The organism is Gracilibacillus timonensis, assembly GCF_900086715.1.
Lineage (GTDB): Bacteria > Bacillota > Bacilli > Bacillales > Amphibacillaceae > Gracilibacillus > Gracilibacillus timonensis.
This window is the reverse complement of record NZ_FLKH01000012.1, coordinates 1,622,386-1,646,781: the sequence shown is the minus strand read 5'-3', so window position 1 is coordinate 1,646,781 and position 24,396 is coordinate 1,622,386. Positions and strand designations below refer to the sequence as shown.

Below are 24,396 nucleotides of genomic sequence, written 5' to 3'. Positions count from 1 at the left end.
AAGATTTTCACTCCAGAAAAAACTGACTGCTCTTTCATACGTTATCTTTCATTCTGATTGTAATAAAACTTTCAAATTGTGAATAAATGAGCTAAAATAGATAGGTGGAGGGATGAGATTCCTTGTTATTTCATGTATAATGACAATAGTCAAAAGTAAAAAGCTAAAAAGACGACATGACACGTAAACAGAGGTAAAGCAAAGACAGGGATAAAGTAATAAAGCAACACGGTATATTTTAGCAATAAGTCTTTTGCTTAACCATTGGATAAACGTGCAGGTTTTCAACTATTAAAGAGGTGATTGTGTTGAAGAAAATTGGTGTTTTAACTAGTGGGGGCGACGCACCTGGAATGAACGCAGCTATTCGAGCGGTTGTTCGTACTGCTATTTTTAACGATTTAGAAGTCTATGGTGTTTACAATGGCTTTGAAGGGTTGATGGAAGGTAACATCAAGCCAATGGTGCTCGGTTCAGTAGGAGATATTATCCAGCGTGGAGGGACTATTCTGTATTCTGCTAGATCAGATGAGTTCAAGACTGACGCAGGCCAAGAAAAAGCTATTAAACAAATGCGGAAAATAGGTTTGGAAGGTTTAATTGTCATCGGTGGCGACGGATCATTCCGTGGAGCTGAAAAATTAACGCAAAAAGGTTTTCCATGTATTGGTGTACCTGGTACGATTGATAATGATATTGCTGGTACAGATTACACCATTGGCTTTGATACAGCCTTGAATACGATTGTTAATGCTGTTGATAAGATCCGTGACACAGCTACCTCGCATGAACGTACATATGTCATTGAAGTAATGGGTAGAGGGGCAGGTGATCTGGCCTTGTGGGCAGGATTGGCCAATGGTGCGGAAACAGTCATTATTCCTGAGCAGCATGAAACGTTTGAAAGTGTAGTAGCCAAATTAAAAAGAGGGCAAGAACGTGGCAAAAAACACAGCATTATTATTTTGGCGGAAGGGGTAGACAGTGGCGTTACGTATGGAAAACGGATTGAAGAAGAAACCAAAATGGATACACGTGTAACCGTACTTGGTCATATTCAGCGAGGCGGCTCGCCATCTGGTTATGATCGCGTATTAGCGAGCAGACTAGGAGCAAAGGCGGTAGACTTGTTGATGGATGGAATCGGCGGTAGAATGGTTGGCGTAGAAAATAATATTGTGGTCGACCGTGATATCAATGAAGTGTTGAGCACCAAACACACAATTAATATGAATATGTATAAGCTAGCTAATCAGTTATCTATCTAAATATAGTGACTACAGTATTTTTGGAACCACCCGGTAAGTTAATAAAGGAGGAAGAAAAAAATGAGAAGAACAAAGATCGTATGTACGATCGGCCCAGCATCCGAGTCCGAAGAGAAATTAGAACAATTAATAGAAGCGGGAATGAATGTCGCGCGTCTTAACTTTTCTCATGGTGATTTTGAAGAGCATGGTGCCCGAATAGCTAATATACGCAAGGCCGCAAAAAAATTAGGCAAAACCGTTGCCATTTTATTGGACACAAAAGGACCAGAAATTCGTACAGGAGTACTGAAGGATGGCATGATTGATATCGTGAAGGGAAATACCATTTATGTCTCCATGAACGAGATTGAAGGTGATTCGGAGCATATTTCGGTTACCTACCCACAACTGATTCATGATGTGGAAGTTGGCTCTAAGCTGTTACTAGATGATGGTTTAATTGCCTTAGAGGTAGTAGAGATTCATAAAGATACACAAGAGTTAAAGACAGTTGCCTTGAATTCAGGCGTACTAAAGAATAAAAAAGGTGTAAACGTACCAAATGTTAGTGTGAATCTTCCAGGTATCACGGATAAAGATGCAGCAGACATCCAATTTGGTATCGAGCAAGGTGTGGACTTCATTGCCGCTTCGTTCGTTCGTCGGGCATCGGATGTATTGGAAATCAGAGGATTGCTTGAGGAAAATGAGGCAACTCAAATTCATATCATTCCGAAAATCGAAAATCAAGAAGGAGTTGACAATCTAGACTCCATTCTTCAAATTAGTGATGGCTTGATGGTGGCACGTGGTGACTTAGGTGTTGAAATTCCACCAGAGGAAGTCCCGTTAGTGCAAAAAGAAATGATTTTCAAATGTAACAACGCAGGGAAACCAGTGATTACGGCAACCCAAATGTTAGACTCTATGCAACGAAACCCTCGTCCAACAAGAGCAGAGGCATCCGATGTAGCGAATGCTATCTTAGATGGAACCGATGCAATCATGTTGTCTGGGGAAACAGCTGCCGGAGATTATCCTGTTGAGGCTGTTCAAACCATGAGCAATATTGCCCGAAAGGCGGAGACTTCCATTCCTCACAAGGCGGTGCTTGATCTTCGTTCCAAATCTTCCGAGATGACGATTACTGATGCCATTAGTCAGTCCGTCAATCACTCGGCGATGAATCTTGATGCGGACGCCATTCTTACTCCAACTGTGAGTGGATTTACCGCACGTATGATTTCCAAATACCGTCCGGAAGCGCCAATTGTAGCCATGACATTTGATGAACAAGTGAGTCGCCGCTTAGCCTTGGTGTGGGGGGTAGAAACGATCGTTGGCAATTTATTGTATACAACGGATGATGTATTAGCAGAGGCCATTGAACAAGGCTTGAAAACAAATCAATTCCAACGTGGTGATCGTGTAATTATCACAGCAGGCGTACCAGTTGGAGAGAGTGGGACAACCAATCTTATGAAAATTCATGTGATTGGTGATGTCTTAACAAAAGGACAAGGTGTTGGCAAAGGCAGTTCTTATGGACGAGCAGTTATTTGTAAGAATGCAGAAGACGCTAAAAACAAGGTAAAGCCAGATGACATTGTCGTAACGTACAGCACGGATAAAGACATGATTCCAGTGCTAGAGCAAGCGAGTGGGCTTATCACCGTTGAAGGCGGCTTAACATCTCATGCAGCTATTGCAGGACTAAGCTTAGATATTCCGGTAATTGTAGGCGTGGAGAACGCCCTTGATATTATCGAAAACGGTCAGGATATTACGATGGACGCTAAAAAAGGTGACATTTACGCTGGACATGCCAGTGTGTTATAATAAACAAAATACGCAAAATAAAATGAGATAGAATTCAAAAGGAGAAGGTGCGCATCTTCTCCTTTTTGATCAGGAAAGAAAAGTATATAACTCAATAAAGTGTTGATCTTCTCTTCCCCCTTCGTGTGATGAAAAGCTCGTGTCGCTATCCAAGTAACTTTTTTTCAGGCATTTGCGTGGTCGAAGTGGAAAAGTCGCTTGCTTTTCTTACAAACTATTTATGGAGAGTGATATCGTATGTTGCGCTGGTTATTATTGTTAGTTATCCTAATGCCTGCCGTCGAAATCGCGGTGTTTATTTGGATAGGTGGTTATATCGGACCTTGGTGGGTAGGTATATTGATTGTTTTAACTGGAGTAATCGGTCTTTGGTTAGCAAGAAAACAAGGAATAGAAACCCTTAGAAAGACGCAGGTAGACATGAATAGGGGATATGCCCCGAATGCTTATGTATTTGATGGACTCTGTATCTTATTAGGATCCGTTGCCCTGTTATCTCCTGGGTTTGTCACCGATCTCTTTGGTTTTTGTTTATTAATTCCATTCACCAGGGTGCCTTTTCGAAATATGTTTCATAATTTGGCAATAAAATGGTCATCCAAAGGAAATTTTAAGTTTTATCGATGGTAAATTGATGATGTTTGATATAATTTCGGAGCATGTGAAATAATTTGATGTCAACGCTAGCTTTTCCGATAAAGAGCAGAAGCGGCCCAAACCAAATTCCTATGACACCGAAGAGACGAAAGCCTAAATAAATCGTCAGCAATGTGAGTAAAGGATGAATACCTAAGGCATTGGCAATAATTTTTGGCTCCAATATCTGTCTTTGCAGCAGAACAATCGCATAAAGGACAAAGAGCCCAATTGCCAAACCGTAATCACCGGCCATCATTAAATAAAGACTCCAAGGGATGAAAATCAGGCCTGTACCAACAACAGGTAAGAGATCAATCACCGCAATCAAGAGTGCGATCGTCAGTGGGTAAGGAATTTGAAAAATAAGTAATCCAGTGAGAATGATCACGAAGGAAATCATGATCAGCAATAATTGTGCCTTGATATACAGTCCAATTTTCTCTCGGATTTGAATATACAATTGTGTGATTAGACTGATGGAAAAAGGGGCAAAACGGTTTAGGGTCGTATAAGCACGATCCCAGTCCTTACAAATGAAAAAGGTACACAACAAAGAAAAGATAAAAATAGTAATGGAACCAGGTAAATGAACCATTTGTTCAACGAGTCCATTAAACAAGCCCTCCAGTAATGAAGAGAAATACGTGGTTAATTCTACACTCCATTTCGCAAAGGTATCCTCCACCAAAATGTGCTGCTGATTAGGCAGGGCTTCCATATAATGATTCAGTTTATTCAAAATGGGCTGAATCCATGATTGCAGGGAGTAGATGATTTTTTCCAATAATTCATACAGATAACGGGGCAGCCATTCCGATAAATAATAAACACCTTGTAACAATTCAATTCCTATCATAATTACCAAAGCCATCCCGCTAATAATAAGCGATAGGATCGTTAGTATGCAACTTACGATATAGGGCAGCCGAAAACGCTGCTCTACCCATTTGATTATCGGATAAATAAGCAAAGAAAATAATCCGCCTAATAAAAGCGGGAAGAGGTAATGCACCAGGCCATATAATAATAACCCAGCTAAGCAGAGCCAAAACGCTAAATAAAGGCTTCTTAGCAGCATTTGTTTCCAGAGCATATAAGTCAGACCTTTCTGTTTAAGGACGTGTTCAAAAGAGCCGCGTACCCTGTTATAGTAGAGGATTAGCATGGCTTGATGGTGTGTTTGATCATCGTCTAGAGCTATTTTTTTAAAAATCATTGAAAATATGATATGATAAAGATTAGTTATTTGTACAAGCTATGATATAGATGGTCTATTTATGAACAATTTTAATCGTTTTCATTTACTTCATTTTTTCGTTTGTTTATAATAGGCATGGGGATGTTCAAAGCAATATGTAAATAATGGCTTTCAACATAATAGACTAGTAGTTTAGATAAGAAAAGGAGTGGGAACTTATGACAACAGCAAAAGGTCTTGAAGGGATAGTAGCGCTTGAATCGGAAGTTAGTTCTATTATTGATGATCAATTAACTTATGCAGGTTATACGATTGATGATTTGGCAGAAAATGCTAGCTTTGAAGAAGTAATATTTTTACTTTGGAATAAACGTCTTCCTAAGAAAGAGGAGCTGGAGGCACTAGAGAAAGACTTATTTGAAAATATGACGATTTCAGAAGCGATAGTAAATCATTTTCATTCATATGATATACATAATGTGCACCCAATGGCTGCCCTGCGAACGGTTATATCTTTGTTAGGGATTTATGACGAGGAAGCGGATGAAATGTCTGAGGAAGCAAATCGACGTAAGGCCGTACGATTGCAGGCAAAAGTCATTTCTATAGTAGCGGCTTTTTCCCGTATTCGTGATGGCAAGGAAGTAGTGCAACCAAAAGAAGGATTAAGTTATGCTGCTAACTTTTTGTACATGCTAAGAGGGGAAGAACCGGAGGCACTAGAAATAGAGGCAATCAATAAGGCATTAGTGCTTCATGCCGATCATGAATTAAATGCCTCCACCTTTACCATGCGCGTGTGTGTCGCTACATTATCAGATATGTATTCTGGTATTACGGCCGCCATCGGTGCCTTGAAAGGGCCGCTGCACGGTGGAGCAAATGAACGAGTGATGGACATGCTGCTGGAGATAGGTGAAGTCGAGAATGCCGTTCCTTATATCAAAGAGAAAATGGCAAACAAAGAAAAAATTATGGGAATGGGACACCGTGTGTACAAAACAGGGGACCCACGTGCCAAGTATTTAAAAGAGATGTCAAGGGAATTAACTGCCCGTCATGGTATGGAGAAATGGTACGAAATATCGGTTACGATTGAAGATTATATTAAAGCCGAAAAAGGCCTGCCGGCAAATGTTGATTTCTATTCCGCTTCCGTGTACCATAGTTTAGGGATAAAACATGATTTATACACCCTTATTTTTTCCATCAGTCGTTTCTCGGGCTGGACAGCACATATCTTAGAACAGTATGAAAACAACCGCTTAATCCGACCAAGGGCAGAATATGTAGGCCCAACAAACAAAAAATATGTTGACATTCAAGAGCGTTAAACATTTTCTTTATGGAAATGATTTATAAATAATTATAAAACTAGGAGGATTTAAAACATGGGAGACAAAATCACAGTAGAAAATGGTGTCGTTCAAACACCTAATAAACCAATTATTCCTTTCATTGAAGGGGATGGAACAGGTCCTGATATCTGGGCAGCCTCTAAGCGGGTACTAGAAGCGGCAGTTGATAAAGCATATAACGGTGAAAAAGGTATTGAATGGAAAGAAGTACTTGCTGGTGAAAAAGCATATAACCAAACAGGCGAATGGCTTCCTGAAGCAACCTTAGACGCTATCCGTGAATATAAGATTGCGATTAAAGGTCCTCTTACTACCCCAATTGGTGGAGGTATTCGTTCCTTAAATGTAGCATTGCGTCAAAAACTGGACTTGTTTACTTGTCTTCGTCCTGTACGCTGGTTTGAAGGCGTACCATCACCTGTTAAGCGTCCAGAAGATACAGATATGGTCATTTTCCGTGAAAATACAGAAGATATCTATGCAGGGATAGAATGGCAAGAAGGAAGCGATGAAGTGAAGAAAGTTGTTGATTTCCTTCAAAATGAAATGGGCGTGGAAAATATTCGTTTTCCTGAAACTTCTGGACTAGGTGTGAAGCCGGTATCGAAAGAAGGAACAGAACGTCTAGTACGTGCGGCTATTGATTATGCCATTAACGAAGGGCGTAAGAGTGTGACGTTAGTACACAAAGGTAACATCATGAAGTTTACAGAAGGTGCCTTCAAAAGCTGGGGTTATGAACTAGCAGAAAGAGAATACGGAGATAAAGTATTTACTTGGGCAGAATACGATCAAATCGTTGAAGAAAAAGGCAGAGAGGCAGCGGATAAGGCACAATCAGAAGCAGAAGCAGCTGGCCGTCTAATCGTGAAGGACGCTATTGCTGATATCTTCTTACAGCAGATTCTTACTCGTCCAAAAGAATTTGATGTTGTGGCGACAATGAACCTTAATGGTGATTATGTATCCGACGCTTTAGCTGCACAGGTTGGTGGAATCGGTATTGCACCAGGTGCCAACATTAACTATGAAACAGGTCATGCCATCTTTGAAGCAACACACGGTACAGCACCAAAATATGCTGGGCTAGATAAAGTAAATCCATCCTCCGTTGTCCTTTCTGGCGTATTAATGCTAGAGCATCTTGGCTGGAGAGAAGCAGCAGACCTAGTGTTGAAATCTATGGATAAAACCATTGGTTCGAAAGTGGTTACTTATGACTTCGCCCGTTTAATGGATGGGGCAACGGAAGTAAAAACGTCAGGATTTGCTGATGAATTAATCAAAAATATGGACTAAGGAGCTGTCCTTATTTATGGCAATAAGACGGAAGAAAGTATCTGTCATAGGCAGTGGTTTTACAGGCGCAACAACGGCGTTAATGATGGCGCAAAAAGAATTAGCGGATGTAGTTCTGGTTGATATTCCAGATATGGAAGGACCTGCGAAAGGGAAGGCCTTGGATATGCAAGAGGCCGGACCTGTGCAGGGGTTCGACGCATCTATTACTGGAACAGCAGATTATGCGGATACCGTAGATTCAGATATTATCGTGATTACAGCCGGGATTGCCCGAAAGCCGGGGATGAGCCGTGATGACTTAGTTCAGACGAATGCGAATATCATGAAAACTATTGCAGATAATATCGTCACCTATGCCCCTGACTCGTTGGTGATTGTGCTGACAAATCCAGTCGATGCCATGACCTACACGGTATTCAAACAATCTGGATTTGACAAACGTCGGGTGATTGGTCAATCCGGTGTATTAGATACCGCTCGATTCCGTACGTTTGTGGCACAAGAGTTGAGTCTATCTGTAAAGGATATTACTGGTTTTGTGTTGGGTGGTCATGGTGATGATATGGTACCACTGATTAGATACTCCTATGCTGGTGGCATCCCGATAGCAAGCTTACTCACACCCGACCGCTTGGAAGCAATTATAGAACGTACTCGTAAAGGTGGAGGAGAAATAGTCGAACTATTAGGAAATGGTAGTGCGTATTATGCGCCGGCCGCTTCCCTCGTTGAAATGGTAGAAGCCATCCTCAAAGATCAGAGGCGTGTCCTTCCTGTGATTACCTATTTGGAAGGCGAATACGGCTATCACGATCTCTATTTAGGTGTACCGACTATTATTGGTGGAAATGGTGTGGAAGAGATCATTGAGTTAGAACTTACAGAAGAAGAAAAGCAGCAATTAGAGCAGTCCGCTGCTTCTGTTAAGGAAGTTATCCATAAGCTACCTTGATGAAAAAGCCACTATCTTAGATGATAGTGGCTTTTTTGAAAGATAGAAAAGCATAGAATTCTGAGTATGATAGGATGTGGACCGATTTTGATCTTGAACGAATGGCGGTACCGATAAGATAGATGATGTAAAGTATCTAGTTCCATTATTCCATGTAGTAAAGTTGATTGTTTGTCAGTGCTAGACAGCGCTCCGAAAATAGGTTCCGCTTCGATGCATAGGACATGCCAGTGCAGGCGTGGCGATTGTCGTTGCGTTTTTAGCCTATGAACCTCTATGGAGTCTCTACCTATTTCCTCCGCTGATTAGTAGGACTACAATCGAATGACTGCGAAGATGAAGTGTTCCAGATACTATATTTCTGCCAATAAGCAAACCGCATAACCTTTTTCTGAGAACGGTTTGATCCTACGTTATGACTTTTATATTTGTACCGTGATCCACTACGCAGCCGAAGAATCAGTTGACGATTTTTTCCTTTTACTATCATAGTGTCTAGGTACTTAGAACGCATTCTCCTTGCAGTGATAACCATTGTTGAACTTTTACCTAGCGGAGGGAATATGCGGAGACTCCTATGGGACCAGGACGAGCTGAAGATCCACTAAAAAGTGCTCTTCTTTTTAGTTAGCTGAAGCCGTCCCCATGGAAAGCGTAGCATATTCCCGGAGCGCTCGCCTAGCATAAAAAAACGGGCAAACTCACCACTAAAGAAAGCAAACTACTTTACATAATCTATCTTATCGGTAGTTCAGTAACTTCTTTGAGTGGTCGGTAAAGGACCGGGCGGAGTTCAGCCTAGGTTTTCTTATATTAAGTTTTGGTAAATTTATTGTAAACCATTTTTTACAAGCAGAAATAGTCGAATCTGTTCACATTCCTCCAAGCACCGTGTATGATGAAGATAGAGTTAGGTTAAACTTAACAAAAGCAATCAGAGGAAAGCTCATACTAGAATATAGTAAACCTCATGGAGTGCTTGCATCGAGATAACTACTAAACAAGAAGGAAGGATCGACTATGGCAGAGAAATTGTTAATTATTGATGATGAACAGCCGATTGTTACCTTGCTGCAATATAATGTGGAAAGAGCAGGTTTTCAAACAGAGGTTGCCTATGATGGTACAGAAGGATTAGCAAAAGCCAACACAGGAAACTTTGATTTAATTATATTAGATTTAATGTTACCTGGAATGGATGGGACGGAAGTATGCAAAGCTTTGCGACAAAACAAAGTGGAGACACCGATCTTAATGCTAACGGCAAAAGGAGAGGAGTTGGACAAGATATTGGGCTTGGAATTGGGGGCGGATGATTATTTAACCAAACCTTTCAGTCCTAAAGAAGTAGTAGCCCGCGTCAAGGCTATTTTACGCAGGACACGCAAACAATTAGATACTGACACGGAGGATCCAGTGATAAAAATTGCTGACTTGAAAGTATATCCACAACAATATGAAGCTACTATTCATGAACAGCCGCTTACTTTTACAAGAAAAGAATTTGAATTATTACATTATTTAGTACAGCATAAAGGGCGTGTTCTTTCGCGGGATCAACTATTAAGTGCCGTTTGGAATTATGACTTCGTTGGTGATACCAGAATTGTTGATGTCCATATCAGCCATTTGCGTGACAAGATTGAACCAGATACGAAGAAACCCGTTTATATTAAAACAATACGAGGTTTAGGTTACAAAATGGAGGAGCCTCGTCCATGAATGGTAACAAACGAAACACGCTCTTTTTGCGTTATATGGTGGTAAGTGCTGTTATCTTTGTGTTTATTGGTATTGTCATCTTGCAGTTTGCTTCAACAGCAGAGCGGTTTATGGTGTTATTTTCATTAGCGATGGGTTATATTATCTTATTAGTACTTGTTTATAACATATACATTCATTATGTTCGTCCCGTTCGTTCTACCTTGAAAACTGTTACTAGTTTAACAGAAGGGAATTATAATGCCCGCATTTATGTGCCTTCTTATGGCGATGCTCAATTATTAGGGAATTCGATTAATGCATTAGCACGGCATTTACAAGAAGTGTCTATTCGGCAAAAGGTGCAATCTGATCAGTGGTCAACGGTATTGGACAATATGGAAAGTGGTTTAATGCTAATTGATGAACGAGGGTATGTACATTTAATTAATCGTAAATTTTTAGAAATGTTTCAGTACCAATCGAGTGATTGCTTGGGCTATTTGTATTATGAGGTGCTAGCGGATCAAGATATACATAAAGTGGTGAAAGAAACCTTTTTATACGAAGAAAAAGTCAACGGCAATATTACCAATATTACGGAAGGGAAAAAACAATATATCGAAATCGTTGGTGCTCCGGTGATTAATGAATCAAAGGAATTAAAGGGATCGGTATTAGTTTTTTATGATATTACAGAACTAAAACAAGTAGAACAGATGAGAAAAGACTTTGTTGCCAATGTCTCCCATGAGTTAAAGACACCAATGACTTCCATAAAAGGTTTTGCAGAAACCTTATTGGAGGATGAACATGCCGATTCAGAGACACAAAGACAATTTCTGACGATCATTTTAAATGAGAGTAGCCGACTGCAGTCATTAATTCATGATTTGTTGGAACTATCAAAGATTGAAAAAGAGGAATTAAACCTCTCGATTCAATTAATTGAGGTGGACGATTGGATCAGTAAAAGCTTGACGCTGATTGAACAGCAATTTTCAGGAAAGCAGCGCTATTTTAAAGCAGATATCGAACCGGGACTATCTTTTTATGGCGATCCGGATTTATTGCAACAAGTAGTTTTAAATCTCGTATATAATGCGTTGAGCTATACCCAGGAACAAGGAGAGGTTATCTTACGGATTTATCAACCAGACGCAACGATTGTTTTTGAAGTCGAGGATAATGGGATTGGTATTCCAGAGGATTCGATACCAAGAATATTTGAACGTTTTTATCGTGTGGATAGGGCCAGAAGTCGAAACACAGGTGGTACAGGTTTAGGGTTAGCTATCGTTAAACATATTGTTGAGGCACATCATGGCACAATCGAAGTAGATAGTAAATTAGCGGAAGGTTCTCGTTTCAGAGTAAACCTATCAAATAAGTGGTGAGTGATCTCACGAGACTACTTTATATAATTGATCCAGTGTTCAATAGAAAATGTGTCTGGAAGTATACATGGTTTTTAATGAGGACAACATAATATGAGGTCAATAAATCCATGTTTGATCCATTCGTGTGAATGACCATTCACACGCCTTTCAGTTCTGCTGAAAGGTAGCAGTATGAGGAGATAACCAGGGGATAAATGCATTTATCCCCTGGTTATCTCCTCATACTGCGTAAATGGATCAAGAGCATCTACCAGATCCGTGAGACATGATTTCATTCAACTTTCAAACGAGGTATTATCAGGAAATAATGTGAGCAAAGACGTGTTTGCTACTCGTTTTCTTGAGTAAGGGAAAAACAGGTAAATGTATGGCAAAGTAATGTATCTAACTATCAGTTAAAATTTGCTTTCTGTGCAGTGGATCGGTAAACATGATAAAATATAAATAACGTATTTAGTACACAAAGGAGACAGGGATCACATGACCAATAAGCTCATCTTAATAGACGGTAATAGTATTGCATATCGGGCTTTTTTCGCTTTACCACTTTTAAATAACGATAAGGGCGTCTATACCAATGCCGTCTATGGTTTTACAACGATGCTCTTAAAGGTATTGGAGCAGGAAACGCCTAGTAATATGCTAGTAGCTTTTGATGCGGGCAAAACGACCTTTCGTCATAAGGCTTATAAGGATTACAAAGGAGGTCGAGAGAAGACCCCTTCTGAATTAAGTGAGCAGTTTCCTCTTTTGCGAGAACTGTTAGATGCCTTCCAAATCAAACATTATCAATTAGAAAACTATGAGGCAGATGATATTATTGGTACGCTTGCTCATCAAGCAAAGGAACAAGGCATGCAAGTAGAAGTCATATCAGGAGATAAGGACTTACTCCAGCTAGTTTCTGAGCAGATCCAAGTTCGTTTAACGAAAAAGGGAATCAGTGATGTGATGACCTATACAGAAAAAACGTTGCAAGAGGATATGGAGATTACAGCAGATCAGGTGGTTGATTTAAAGGCCTTAATGGGAGATAAATCCGATAATATCCCCGGAGTGCCAGGGGTTGGACAGAAGACAGCAACCAAATTACTTAAGCAATTCGGTACACTTGAAAACCTTTATGACCATCTAGAGGAAGTCTCCGGTCAGAAGTTAAAAGAGAAACTAGTGGAACATAAAGAATCGGCCGTAATGAGTAAAGAGCTAGCTACCATTAATCAAACTTCTCCAATTACCGTATCGATTCAAGACACGGTATTAGAGGATTATCAAGAACAGAAGGTGCAGCAGCTTTTCCAGGAGCTAGGCTTTCAATCGCTCGTTCATCGCGTACAAGGGGAAGAAAGCCCGGAAGAGGAGCAGGAGATTCCAGAGATAGCGTATCAAGTGATAGAAGATGTGCAGGATGATATATTTACCGGTCATGATGCCTTTGAGATTGAAATATTAGGTGAGAATTATCATACGGAAGAAATGGTGGGTGCTGCGATCAGTAATGAGAAGGGGAATTATTTTGTTCCAATCAGTGCCATGGAAAAGTCCACTGCATTTAAGCAATGGGCAGAGGATGCTTCTAGCAAAAAGTATTTATTTGATGCCAAAAAGATTCTTGTGCTTCTTCGTCGATTATCGATCGATATTAAAGGGATTGCGTTTGACACATTATTGGCTTCTTATTTGATCAATCCTTCCGAGAATAATCATGATATCCCGGCAATCAGCCATCGTTTTGGCGAGACAGCCATTCGATTTGACGAAGAGGTATATGGCAAGGGAGCCAAAATGGGCTTGCCCGAAGAAAAAGAACAGTGGCAGGAACATATCGTACGTAAAGCAGCCATGCTTTATCGATTAAAAGAGCAAATGGAACAAGCCTTGGTTGACAACAAACAATTGCCGCTTTTGATGGATTTAGAGCTGCCACTTGCGATGGTCTTAGGCAAAATGGAAGCGGCAGGTGTGCAGGTAGACAAATCCCGATTAAACGAAATGGGGAAAGAATTAACCGAAAAGCTGGATTCCTTGGAGAAGGACATTTATGAATTGGCAGGCAGGTCATTTAATATCAATTCACCGAAGCAGCTTGGTCCGATTTTATTTGAAGAGCTCGGCTTACCAGTGATTAAAAAGACGAAGACAGGGTATTCCACAGCGGCTGACGTATTAGAACAACTGCAAGGCCAGCATGCGATTATTGATAAATTGTTGTTGTATCGACAATTAAAAAAACTCGATTCTACTTATATCGCAGGCTTGACCAAAGTGATTGATCCAGATACTAGTAAGATTCATACCCGCTTTAATCAAGCCTTAACACAGACCGGTCGATTGAGCTCCATTGACCCTAACCTGCAGAATATTCCGATCCGGATTGAAGAAGGGCGTAAAATACGTCAAGCCTTTGTTCCTTCACAGTCAGGCTGGAAGATACTTGCGGCTGACTATTCACAGATTGAATTACGTGTACTCGCTCATATTGCGGGAGATGCGAAACTGCAAAAGGCCTTTAAAGAAGATAAGGATATCCATACCCAAACGGCAATGGACGTCTTCCATGTAAGGGAAGAAGAGGTTGATTCCACCATGCGACGTCAGGCTAAGGCGGTCAACTTTGGCATTGTCTATGGTATCAGTGATTATGGCTTGTCGCAGAACCTTGGTATTCCAAGAAAAGAGGCAAAATCTTTTATTAAACGTTATTTAGAAAGCTATCCCGGGGTTCAGGATTATATGCATGAGATTGTCCAACAGGCTAAACAAGATGGCTTTGTGACAACGATTATGAACCGTCGTCGTTATTTGCCGGATATCACCAGCCGTAATTTTAACCAGCGCAGCTTTGCTGAACGGACGGCAATGAATACACCGATTCAAGGAAGTGCAGCCGATGTGATCAAGCTGGCTATGCTAGAGCTTGATCATCAGCTGGAGTCAGGGAATTACCAGTCAACCCTGCTCTTACAAGTACATGATGAATTAATATTAGAAGTACCAGAAGAAGAATTAGACGCTATTTCCAAGTTGGTCGTCGATGTCATGAGCCAGGCGATTGATTTATCTGTCCCGTTAAAGGTAGATGTAGATTATGGCGATACTTGGTATGATGCAAAATAAGGAGATAATGCCATGCCTGAATTACCAGAAGTAGAAACGATAAGGCAAACATTAAAACAGTTAGTATCGAAAAAAACGATCGCTTCAGTGGATATTTTCTGGCCGAAGATCATTCAAGAGCCAGATGATACAGCGGTTTTTCAGCAATTAATCAAGGGACAAACCATTCATGATATTCGACGGAAAGGAAAGTTCTTGCTGTTTGACTTGGATGGCTATGTGTTAGTTTCCCACTTAAGAATGGAGGGGAAATATGGTGTGTTTCCTGGAGATGAAGAGACAGCACTCCATACACATGTCGTCTTTCATTTAACGGATGGTACCGATTTGCGTTATCAAGATGTACGTAAATTTGGCACCATGCACCTGCAAAAAAAAGGGGATGAATTAAACAAAAAGCCCCTTGTGTTACTGGCAAACGATCCCTTGGAACCTCAGTTTTCCTTTTCGTTGTTCAAGGAGAAGATACAGCGCAGTGAGCGAAATATTAAGAATATTTTGTTAGACCAATCCGTCATTGCAGGATTAGGCAATATTTATGTCGATGAGACCCTTTTTTTAGCAGGTATTCATCCCCTAATTAAGGGATCACAGCTATCTGAACAACAAATAGTGCATATCCTGGAAGCGTCGGTTTTAACCCTAAAGGATGCGATAAAGCAAGGGGGCACGACGATTCGGTCCTACGTTAATTCCCAGGGGCAAATTGGGATGTTTCAACAGCAGCTTAATGTTTACGGTCAAACAGATAAGCCCTGTTCACACTGCGAGGATACTATTATGAAAATAAAAATAAGCGGCAGAGGTACGCATTATTGCCCAAGCTGTCAACCGCTGGCATAAGGCTAGCACATTGGTTGTTATTTCACCATATACTAACCGTAAAGTCCTGTATAAAGGAGAAATGATAACCGATGATGCTCCCATTGCTTATTTTGGCGATTAGTATGGATAGTTTCTTAGTGGCTTTTACTTATGGTCTGCGTGGTATAACACTGCCTGTTAAAGAGCTGTTCAAGATTTCGATTACCGTGGCGGCCGTTTTTATGCTGTCGATGTTAGCTGGATCCGTGATATCGACGTTTCTTTCGGTTCGTTACACGGAAATAACAGGTGGTTTTATTTTAACTTGTCTTGGTTTGGTGTTATTCATTTCTTTACTGCTCGAAGGAAAAGCAAAGAACAATGCCCCTATTTTTCTGAGGATCTTAAAAAAGCCGATGACGGCAGATATTGATAAATCTGGAAAAATAAACGGTGTGGAATCTATATTTATAGGGATCGCCTTGTCTTTAGATTCCTTTGGCGCTGGGATTGGTATTTATTTGCTTGGTGCTTCCCCTTATATGACACCGATTTTTCTGTTTATCGTGACCATTTGCTGTTTGCTGGTCGGTGTTCGAGTAGGGAAGACCTTTGCCGATCGCAAATCGCTAAAGAAATTGTCTTTTTTGCCAAGTTGTCTATTAATGATGATTGGTATTTGGAAAATGGTGATTGTCTAGTAACTACACAATCAAAGCCCTCACTGTTAACATGATGGTGATCTTAAACGCAGCGGAGTACTTGCCTAGCATGGAAAAAATGTTGGATGTGACTATCTCATTCTATCTACCCTAGATTAGTGATAAAGAAAGAGGGGCAATTCTTGAACAGGGTGAAAGTTGAATCAGAAACAGGGTGGCTTACTCTGTTTCTGTGAAAAAGAGGAGAGACATACATGATAATTGGTATAACAGGGAACATTGCTACAGGCAAATCACTGGTCAGTCAAATATTGATGGAGGACTATCATATCCCCGTGATTGACGCAGATCTTGTTGCTCGTGAAGTAGTTGAACCAGGAGAACCGGCGCTCCATGAAATTATAACCGTATTTGGCGAAGAAATGTTACAAGCTGACGGAACGCTTGACCGTGGGAAGCTGGGCAAGCTTATTTTTCAGGAGAAGGAAAGCCGACATCAATTAAATAGTATTGTACACCCAGCCATACGGCAACGCATGCAGCAGCAAAAAGAGACATTACTGCAACAAGGACATGCCACCATCGCTTTGGATATTCCCTTGTTATTTGAAAATAATCTGACATATTTAGTCGACCGAACTATAGTAGTGGCAGCGACCGAATCGGTGCAAAAAAAAAGACTAATGGAACGGAACCAGCTGTCTAAAGAAGAAGCAGAAAAACGAATGGGCAGTCAAATGGATCTGGAAAAAAAGAAACAACTGGCTGATTATGTGATTGATAATAGCGGCACTATTACGGAAACCAAACAACAAGTGGCGGCTGTTCTAAAGGATTGGCAAATCACAAGGGTGAATGATTATCCACTTTAAGAGTTGGGATAGGAGAGAAGATGGGAAATGGATACATTAGGCAGACATGTTATAGCAGAATTATGGGAGTGTAACCCAGAACGTTTAAATGATATAGAGAAACTGGAAAGAATCCTTGTAAATGCTGCTTTACTGGCAGGTGCAGAAGTGCGAGAGGTGGCGTTTCATCAATTTGCACCTGCAGGCGTGAGTGGTGTGGTGATTATTTCAGAGTCGCATTTAACCATACATAGTTTTCCAGAACATGCCTACGCCAGCATCGATGTATATACATGTGGTGAAACCATCAATCCGCATGATATTGTGACAAAACTGGTAGATAAGCTAGAGGCAAAAAATGTCTCCAAGCAAGAATTAAAAAGAGGTAGGAGAGAGACCACTTCCCATCATCAATAGACCGTTTTTAGTATGTAATCCCTGCCTGATCCGTTAGGGATGGGGAAATCCCTGCTAAATCTATCCCTCCTTCATGATTTTGATTGTTTTCCTGATAAATCAACGTGTTTAATCGTTTTCTTTTTAAAAACATGTTACAATATAATTAAGTGAGGCATTCATTAGTAGCGATTTTCTTGCTAATGATCCATACAACTTATCAGACGGTATATCGTTCGCTGGCACTGGACGACTTGCAGCTGCTTGCTTTGGGCTGAAAACATAAGAACGAGTGCATGATGATAAAATAATAATACATAATTGGGGTGTTACATTACATGTCATTTAGGGACACGTTAAACAAGAATTTTAATAACCATTCAGAGACGAGAGACAAGCATTGGGATGAGGCATTAAAAACCCACTATTTTAAGACAACCAAGGACAAGGCATTTGATAAATTGGAACCTCTTTTCAAAGAAATGAAGGAATGCCAAATTGTGGGGATGTCCAAAGATCATGGCGAGATTAGTTTCAATTATAAAGCCGGCAGAAAGGTATTTGTCATTATGACGATTATTATGGTAAAGCCATATCGTACAGCAATTGATATCTCAGCAACTACGGAGTCGGCTATTCCATTTGATTTTGGTTACAGTCATCGACTCATCCCCAAACTATATGATAGGATTAAGAAAGAATTAGACTTTGTTGGGACGACAGAATAAATAACATAAAGGGTGATGGATTGTGCGATGTCCTCATTGTCACTATAAGAATACCAAAGTCTTAGACTCAAGGCCCATTGAAGAAGGTCGCACGATACGCCGCCGTAGAGAGTGTGAATCGTGTCATTTTCGTTTCACTACCTTTGAGCGGATCGAAGAGGTACCACTTATAGTAGTAAAAAAAGAAGGCACTCGAGAAGAATACAGCAGAGATAAACTGTTAAGGGGTCTGATCAGGGCCTGTGAAAAACGTCCAGTTGCGTTAGAGGAATTAGAGAATATAGCGATAGAAATCGAGACTGAATTACGAAATCGCGGTACATCAGAGGTAAAAAGTGATGAAATCGGCGAAATGGTAATGGATCGTCTGGTAGATGTCGATGAAGTCGCCTATGTACGATTTGCTTCGGTATATCGTCAGTTTAAGGATATCAGTGTGTTTCTTGATGAATTGAAGGATTTGATACGTACAGATAAGAACGAAGGATAAAGAATAAAGGGGCTATGTATATATGCAACTAGGAGATATCGGAAAAATACTACCATCAGAATTATATATAGTCGAGATGTCCAATGATGTTCCATTATCTTATACCAATTCACTAACGCACCTTTATCAGCCGTTGATAGGAATGGAAGCATTAACCCTGTATCAAACCTTATATACGGAAGCAGCCTTGACAGAAGAATATCAAACCCATCACCAATTAATGTCCTATATTTCTTTACCATTGGATCGGCTGTATCGAGCCAGAAGAAAGCTGGAAGCAATCGGCTTACTGCAAACTTTTGAACAGGAACATCAGGGGAATAAAGCCTTTCATTATTTGCTGCATCCGCCTTTGTCACCAGAACGATTTCTCAACGATGATTTCTTAAATCATCTGCTGTATCATCAACTTGGCAGCGAGAAATATAAGAAAGTACAAGCGATCTTTCGCAAACATAAGCGAACAAGTCAGGAAAAAGAAACAACAGCAAAATTCACGGAAGTTTTCCCATTTGCTGGTGAGTCAGGGGCTCCCTCTATAGAATCGGTAGAATCACGACCAGCCATTCCCATCGATAATGAAGTAGACTTCGAATGGCTGGAGCAAGTATTAAGGCAGCGGATGCTTCCCGTTGACACTATCTTGACCAAACAGGCGAAACAGATTATTAACCAGATGTATGTAGCCTATGAACTTCATAATCAAGACATTGAAAAGGCACTGCTTTGGGCGATCAATGAGGAAAACCAATTACAGATTGAAGAATTCAAGCAGGCATGTATGGATTTGATACCACGTGCTTCGTCGGATTCCTCAAATAAGGTAACCAATCAGCAAAAGGTGATCAGTTCGGCGTCTGTCGCCAAACCGGAAACGAAAGAAGAACAATTTATCGATATGCTGGAGCATATCTCGCCAAAAAAACTGTTAGAGGATCAATTGGATGGACATCAAGCCTCCAGGCAGGAACTGCGCATGATTAGTGATATTATGACAAATCAAGGGCTTAATCCTGGCGTGATGAATGTATTGATTCATTATGTGATGTTAAAGACAGATATGAAACTTTCCAAGGCCTATATGGAGAAGATAGCCAGTCATTGGGCACGTAAAAATGTAAAAACGGTCCGTCAGGCGATGACATTAGCTAAGTCGGAAAACAAAAAATATCAGCAATGGACAACCAATACGAAGAGTAATCAACGATACCGTCAGACGAGTCCCAAAAAAGATATCGTGCCAGAATGGTATAAGAAACAGAAACAGCAGCAACAACCAAAACAAACACCAAGCACCGAAGAAAAAGCAAAAACGGCCAAGGAAGCGGATGAAATGCTGGCGAACTATTTAGCAAATCAGGCTAATCAAGAATAAAGGTGATAAAGATGGAGCCGATCCAATCAGCAATGAAAAAATGGATGAACTCGAATAAAAAAATGCAAGAGCAATTTGTCGCTCAACGTAATCAGGTGATCAATGATCCTGAGATAAAGAGACGATTGAGCGAGCATGTCGAGTTGGATGAACAAGATATTAACCGGCATTTGATGAAATTATATGAGTATCAACAAGCCTCCAAAGATTGTCATGATTGCCCTCATTTAGAAGGATGCATCAATATTCTAAAGGGATACACGCCCCATCTGGATATCAATGGAAAGGATATTTCTTTGCGTTATGAGAAATGTCCCAATAAACTTCATGAGGAAGAACAAGTCCAAAAAGAATCGCTGGTCCACAGTTTATATATTCCGAAGCAAATTAAGCAGGCAAAACTGGAAGACCTTGATGCCTCCAGCTATGAGCGTAAAGATGTGGTCAAACAGATCATTGAATTTGTGGAAGCGAGTAAGGCAGGGGATTTTCATCAAGGTTTGTATATCTACGGGCAATTCGGTACAGGTAAATCATATATTTTAGGGGTCATTGCCAATGAACTTAAAAAACATGATATTCCTACCGATATCATTTATATGCCGGAATTTGTCAGAGAAATGAAGGCCTCGATTGGAAATGACACCTTACAGGAAAAAATAGAACGATTCAAACAAGTACCAGTACTGATGTTGGATGATATTGGCGCAGAATCGATCTCACCCTGGTTTCGTGATGAGGTGCTCGGAGCGATCTTGCAATATCGTATGATGGAAGAGCTGCCCATATTTTTCACGTCCAATTACGATCTCGATCAGCTGGAAAGCCACTTAGCAACGAATAATCGCGGCGATGTCGAGACGATTAAAGCGGGGAGAATTATTGAGCGGATCAAACAGCTGAGCCAGCCAATCGAATTAATGAATCGTTACCGCTAGTTATCATTGTTGCTACCATACTTTTTTACAGGACTTCTGTCTAATCCTTAGACAGGAGTTATTTTTTTGCCTTTTCACCCATATAATATACCAGTTTGATGGTGATAAGGGTGATGATTACTATGGTAATGCAGATTCAATTTACAGAGGAACAAGAGGCTTCCATGTTTTACAAGCTAGTAAAACAAGATGAGCAATGGACAGCCTTTAGGAGGAGAAGTACAAGAAAGACAATTCAAGCTGTTCCGGCGGCTTCGATGGAAGGAGAGGAAGAGACGTGGAAGCTGGCATGCCTGCTCACAAAAGTTTTTACCGAATGGCGTGAGATGAACATGATCCAGCAAATACTTAGGAAAAAATACTATTTTTCATTAGAGGAAGAAATCGAAAGGATCACATTAATTGCTATTTCGCTATTAGATAAAGAGGAGACCTTCTATGAGGAAAGGGTACATCAACATGAATTGCGTGATACGTTAACGGCATTATTTCAGCTACAATTAAATCGAGAAATCATATCCTTTGATTCGATTGTACAGTTCAGACTGCACCCTTACTTTGAACAATTAACCGAATTGGTAGGACTAGCTATTGATGAATTTAAACGAGAAGAGGACCATCAGGCGTTTATTCAATCGATTAGAGAGTTTATCAGCAAAAAACCTCCTGAGGTAGAAGCGGTACATGTCTTGCAAGGCAAGCAGTTCCAGATTTATCGGGATAGCGGGGAACTCTATACGACATCTGATTTTAGAAAGTTACAATCGTTATTTCCTTTGTTTATTTTTGGTTTGGAACAGGAGGAGTGGAATATTTCTCCATTGATTATGCTTAGTCCTCAGCAGATATTTATCTATGGGGAGGATCCGCTCGAACCAAAGACACATACGATGATGAATATTTTTCAGGAAAGGTGTTCTTTTCATGATTCTTGTTATTTCCCTTTTTACCCCAATGACGATCGAGTGACAAGTGGAGAATAGTATGCCGATTTTATTTTCAGAATGAGGATCTTGCTTTTTTTTATCTGAATCGTTATAATAAGTGTCATAGTTAGGATAAAAATGCTTAGATGAGGACAAGATAGTTTGTCTGCGATACGAACAGAGAAGGAAGTACCAGCTGAAAACTTCCTGTATCAGCTACTCCCTATTACCACCTCGGAGCACTGCTAAGGAACGCGTAACGCTACTATTTAGCAGCGATTCATCATCGTTATTGATTTGTTTTCAATGAGCTGCGCATTTGTTGTGCAGAAAATTGGGTGGAACCACGGGTAACCACACTCGTCCCTTTACACGTTAGTAGAGGGGCGGGTGTTTTTTAATGTGAAAATAGGTGCAGAGCATATGAAAATAAAGCAAGTACAATCGATCTAGAAAAGGAGTGCAAGAAAATGAGTCAGATTCATATTACTTTCCCCGATGGCTCCATTAAGGGTTTTGATAAGGGAACAACAGGAGAAGAGATTGCCGTCTCTATTTCTCCAGGCTTAAAAAAACAGGCGTTAGCCATTAAATTAGATCAGCAATTATATGATCTTCGTACACCGCTGGAGACAGACGGCGTGATCGAGATTATCACGATTAAAACAGACGAGGGCTTGGATATTTTACGTCACTCTACTGCTCACTTGATGGCACAAGCGATTAAGCGGCTGTACAATCACGTGCAGTTAGGGGTAGGCCCGACTATTGAAGATGGCTTCTATTATGATATTGATATGGAAGAGGCGATTACCCCAGAAGATTTGCCACGTATTGAAAAAGAAATGAAGCGGATTGTCGATGAAAACTTAGAAATTGTTAGAGAAGAAGTAACACGCGATGAGGCAAGAGCATTATTTGCAGAGATAGGTGATGATCTGAAATTAGAATTGCTCGATGCGATTCCAGAGGAGGAGACAGTGACGATCTATCGTCAAGGGGAATTCTTCGATCTTTGTCGTGGTGTTCACGTACCGCAAACCAGTAAAATCAAAGTCTTTAAACTGTTAAGTATCTCTGGAGCCTATTGGCGTGGCGACAGTAATAATAAGATGCTGCAGCGAATTTACGGAACAGCCTTTGAAAAGCAAAGTCAATTAGACGAATATTTACGTCTTCGTGAAGAGGCAAAGGAACGGGATCATCGTAAATTAGGAAAAGAGCTCGGTATTTTTACCGTATCCCAAAAGGTAGGCCAAGGATTACCGCTTTGGCTACCAAAAGGGGCAACGATTCGACGCACCATCGAACGTTATATTGTTGATTTGGAAGAACGCTTAGGTTATGATCATGTCTATACACCGGTGCTTGGAAGTAAGGAATTGTATGTAACCAGTGGACACTGGGATCATTACAGTGAAGATAACTTCCCGCCAATGAAGATGGATAATGAGGAGTTAATTTTACGTCCGATGAATTGTCCACACCATATGATGATTTATAAAAATGAGCTGTACAGTTACCGTAATCTTCCTGTCCGTATTGCTGAATTGGGTATGATGCATCGTCATGAAATGTCCGGAGCTTTGGCTGGCTTGCAGCGTGTTCGGGCCATGACATTAAACGATGCCCATATCTTTGCTCGTCCTGATCAATTGAAAGAAGAATTTATTCGAGTCGTGCAATTGATCGAGAATGTTTATAAAGATTTTGGCATTGATAAATATTATTTCCGCTTATCTTATCGTGATCCAGAAGATACGGAAAAGTATATCGATAACGATGAAATGTGGGAAAAGGCGCAAAGCTTATTGAAAGAAACCATGGATGATATGAAATTGGACTATGTGGAAGCAGAAGGGGAAGCAGCCTTCTATGGTCCGAAATTGGATGTACAGGTAAAAACGGCCCTAGGTAAGGACGAAACCTTATCGACGGTTCAGCTTGATTTCAACTCACCAGAGAAGTTTGATTTAACTTATATTGGTGAAGATGGAAAAGAACATCGACCAGTCGTTATCCACCGCGGTGTTGTGTCTACCATGGAACGCTTTGTAGCCTTTTTATTGGAAGAATACAAAGGAGCCTTGCCAACTTGGCTCGCACCAATTCAAGCTCGGATTATTCCTGTATCGGCTGATGCCCACACCGACTATGCCAAAAAAGTGGAAGATGAGCTGCGTGAAGCGGGCGTAAGGGTCGAAATCGATCATCGTGATGAGAAAATCGGTTATAAGATTCGCGAGGCCCAAACTGCCAAGATTCCATTTGCCTTAGTCGTAGGGGATAAGGAAGTAGAAGCGAAGGCAGTTAATGTTCGCCGTTATGGCGAGCAGCAGTCTGAGACGATGCCTTTAAATGAATTCCAGGCATTAATTACTAATGAAATTCAGAATAAGGTTTTGCGGAAAAAATAAGTAAACGAAAAATCCGATCCATAGTGGGTCGGATTTTTAATAGACTTAGCAGC

Annotated in this window: 20 protein-coding genes and 1 other annotated feature; of the genes, 19 read left to right on the top strand and 1 reads right to left on the bottom strand. The window is 40.6% G+C overall.

The genetic code is table 11. The annotated features are described in order from the left end of the window. The first annotated feature begins 308 nt into the window (after window positions 1-308). From pfkA to BN6556_RS18970, 3 genes are all read left to right on the top strand, one after another. Window positions 309-1,268 carry a 6-phosphofructokinase gene (pfkA, locus tag BN6556_RS18980; protein ID WP_066194735.1) on the top strand — a complete coding sequence of 320 codons (960 nt, stop codon included), beginning with the start codon at window positions 309-311 and terminating at the stop codon, window positions 1,266-1,268. 60 nt (window positions 1,269-1,328) lie between these two features. Beyond that, complete coding sequence (gene pyk / locus BN6556_RS18975; protein WP_066194733.1) at window positions 1,329-3,089, top strand: pyruvate kinase; 1,761 nt, start codon at window positions 1,329-1,331, stop codon at window positions 3,087-3,089. A gap of 237 nt (window positions 3,090-3,326) precedes the next feature. Continuing rightward, complete coding sequence (locus BN6556_RS18970) at window positions 3,327-3,719, top strand: FxsA family protein (protein WP_066194731.1); 393 nt, start codon at window positions 3,327-3,329, stop codon at window positions 3,717-3,719. Here the strand turns inward: BN6556_RS18970 and ytvI are convergent. After that, the gene (ytvI, locus tag BN6556_RS18965) at window positions 3,700-4,821 is read right to left on the bottom strand and encodes a sporulation integral membrane protein YtvI (protein WP_066194728.1); all 1,122 of its coding nucleotides are present in this window, start codon (window positions 4,819-4,821) and stop codon (window positions 3,700-3,702) included. The two genes, BN6556_RS18970 and ytvI, sit on opposite strands and share 20 nt — an antisense overlap. A 323-nt stretch (window positions 4,822-5,144) precedes the next feature. On the opposite strand from ytvI, the gene citZ reads away from it, so the two are divergent. The 16 genes from citZ (at window position 5,145) to thrS (ending at window position 24,343) form a co-directional block, all read left to right on the top strand. Further along, entirely contained in the window at window positions 5,145-6,260 is a 1,116-nt protein-coding gene (citZ, locus tag BN6556_RS18960; protein ID WP_066194725.1) for a citrate synthase, read from the top strand. Between the two features lie 57 nt (window positions 6,261-6,317). Then, on the top strand, window positions 6,318-7,583 hold the full coding sequence (gene icd / locus BN6556_RS18955; RefSeq protein ID WP_066194721.1) for an NADP-dependent isocitrate dehydrogenase: 1,266 nt from the start codon (window positions 6,318-6,320) through the stop codon (window positions 7,581-7,583). A gap of 16 nt (window positions 7,584-7,599) precedes the next feature. Beyond that, window positions 7,600-8,538, top strand: a complete 939-nt coding sequence (gene mdh / locus BN6556_RS18950) for a malate dehydrogenase (RefSeq protein WP_066194720.1) — start codon at window positions 7,600-7,602, stop codon at window positions 8,536-8,538. Between the two features lie 1,020 nt (window positions 8,539-9,558). Then, window positions 9,559-10,260 (top strand): response regulator transcription factor, encoded by a 702-nt coding sequence (locus BN6556_RS18945; protein ID WP_066194717.1) that lies wholly within the window; start codon window positions 9,559-9,561, stop codon window positions 10,258-10,260. Then, the gene (pnpS, locus tag BN6556_RS18940; protein ID WP_066194714.1) at window positions 10,257-11,636 is read left to right on the top strand and encodes a two-component system histidine kinase PnpS; all 1,380 of its coding nucleotides are present in this window, start codon (window positions 10,257-10,259) and stop codon (window positions 11,634-11,636) included. Before BN6556_RS18945 ends, pnpS begins: the two co-directional genes overlap by 4 nt. 483 nt (window positions 11,637-12,119) lie before the next feature. After that, a complete protein-coding gene (polA, locus tag BN6556_RS18935) occupies window positions 12,120-14,756 on the top strand; it encodes a DNA polymerase I (RefSeq protein ID WP_066194711.1) in 2,637 nt (878 codons plus the stop codon). Window positions 14,757-14,768: 12 nt separating this feature from the next. After that, window positions 14,769-15,599 (top strand): DNA-formamidopyrimidine glycosylase, encoded by an 831-nt coding sequence (mutM, locus tag BN6556_RS18930; RefSeq protein ID WP_066194709.1) that lies wholly within the window; start codon window positions 14,769-14,771, stop codon window positions 15,597-15,599. 71 nt (window positions 15,600-15,670) lie between these two features. Then, the gene (gene ytaF, locus BN6556_RS18925) at window positions 15,671-16,261 is read left to right on the top strand and encodes a sporulation membrane protein YtaF (protein WP_066194706.1); all 591 of its coding nucleotides are present in this window, start codon (window positions 15,671-15,673) and stop codon (window positions 16,259-16,261) included. A gap of 215 nt (window positions 16,262-16,476) precedes the next feature. Beyond that, window positions 16,477-17,094, top strand: a complete 618-nt coding sequence (gene coaE / locus BN6556_RS18920; protein ID WP_066194703.1) for a dephospho-CoA kinase — start codon at window positions 16,477-16,479, stop codon at window positions 17,092-17,094. Window positions 17,095-17,121: 27 nt separating this feature from the next. Continuing rightward, the gene (gene speD, locus BN6556_RS18915; RefSeq protein WP_066194696.1) at window positions 17,122-17,490 is read left to right on the top strand and encodes an adenosylmethionine decarboxylase; all 369 of its coding nucleotides are present in this window, start codon (window positions 17,122-17,124) and stop codon (window positions 17,488-17,490) included. A 317-nt stretch (window positions 17,491-17,807) separates the two neighbouring features. After that, the gene (locus BN6556_RS18910) at window positions 17,808-18,197 is read left to right on the top strand and encodes a cytosolic protein (RefSeq protein ID WP_066194693.1); all 390 of its coding nucleotides are present in this window, start codon (window positions 17,808-17,810) and stop codon (window positions 18,195-18,197) included. Between the two features lie 22 nt (window positions 18,198-18,219). Continuing rightward, window positions 18,220-18,687 (top strand): transcriptional regulator NrdR, encoded by a 468-nt coding sequence (nrdR, locus tag BN6556_RS18905; protein WP_066194689.1) that lies wholly within the window; start codon window positions 18,220-18,222, stop codon window positions 18,685-18,687. Between the two features lie 22 nt (window positions 18,688-18,709). Next, window positions 18,710-20,062: a replication initiation and membrane attachment family protein gene (locus BN6556_RS18900; RefSeq protein WP_066194687.1), complete on the top strand. Its 1,353-nt coding sequence runs from the start codon at window positions 18,710-18,712 to the stop codon at window positions 20,060-20,062. An 11-nt stretch (window positions 20,063-20,073) separates the two neighbouring features. Next, the gene (dnaI, locus tag BN6556_RS18895) at window positions 20,074-21,000 is read left to right on the top strand and encodes a primosomal protein DnaI (protein ID WP_066194681.1); all 927 of its coding nucleotides are present in this window, start codon (window positions 20,074-20,076) and stop codon (window positions 20,998-21,000) included. A 113-nt stretch (window positions 21,001-21,113) separates the two neighbouring features. Further along, window positions 21,114-21,983, top strand: a complete 870-nt coding sequence (gene ytxC / locus BN6556_RS18890; RefSeq protein WP_235817552.1) for a sporulation protein YtxC — start codon at window positions 21,114-21,116, stop codon at window positions 21,981-21,983. Window positions 21,984-22,060: 77 nt separating this feature from the next. Beyond that, window positions 22,061-22,297, top strand: a binding site (T-box leader). A gap of 99 nt (window positions 22,298-22,396) precedes the next feature. Further along, on the top strand, window positions 22,397-24,343 hold the full coding sequence (gene thrS / locus BN6556_RS18885; RefSeq protein ID WP_066194675.1) for a threonine--tRNA ligase: 1,947 nt from the start codon (window positions 22,397-22,399) through the stop codon (window positions 24,341-24,343). Window positions 24,344-24,396: the final 53 nt, after the last annotated feature.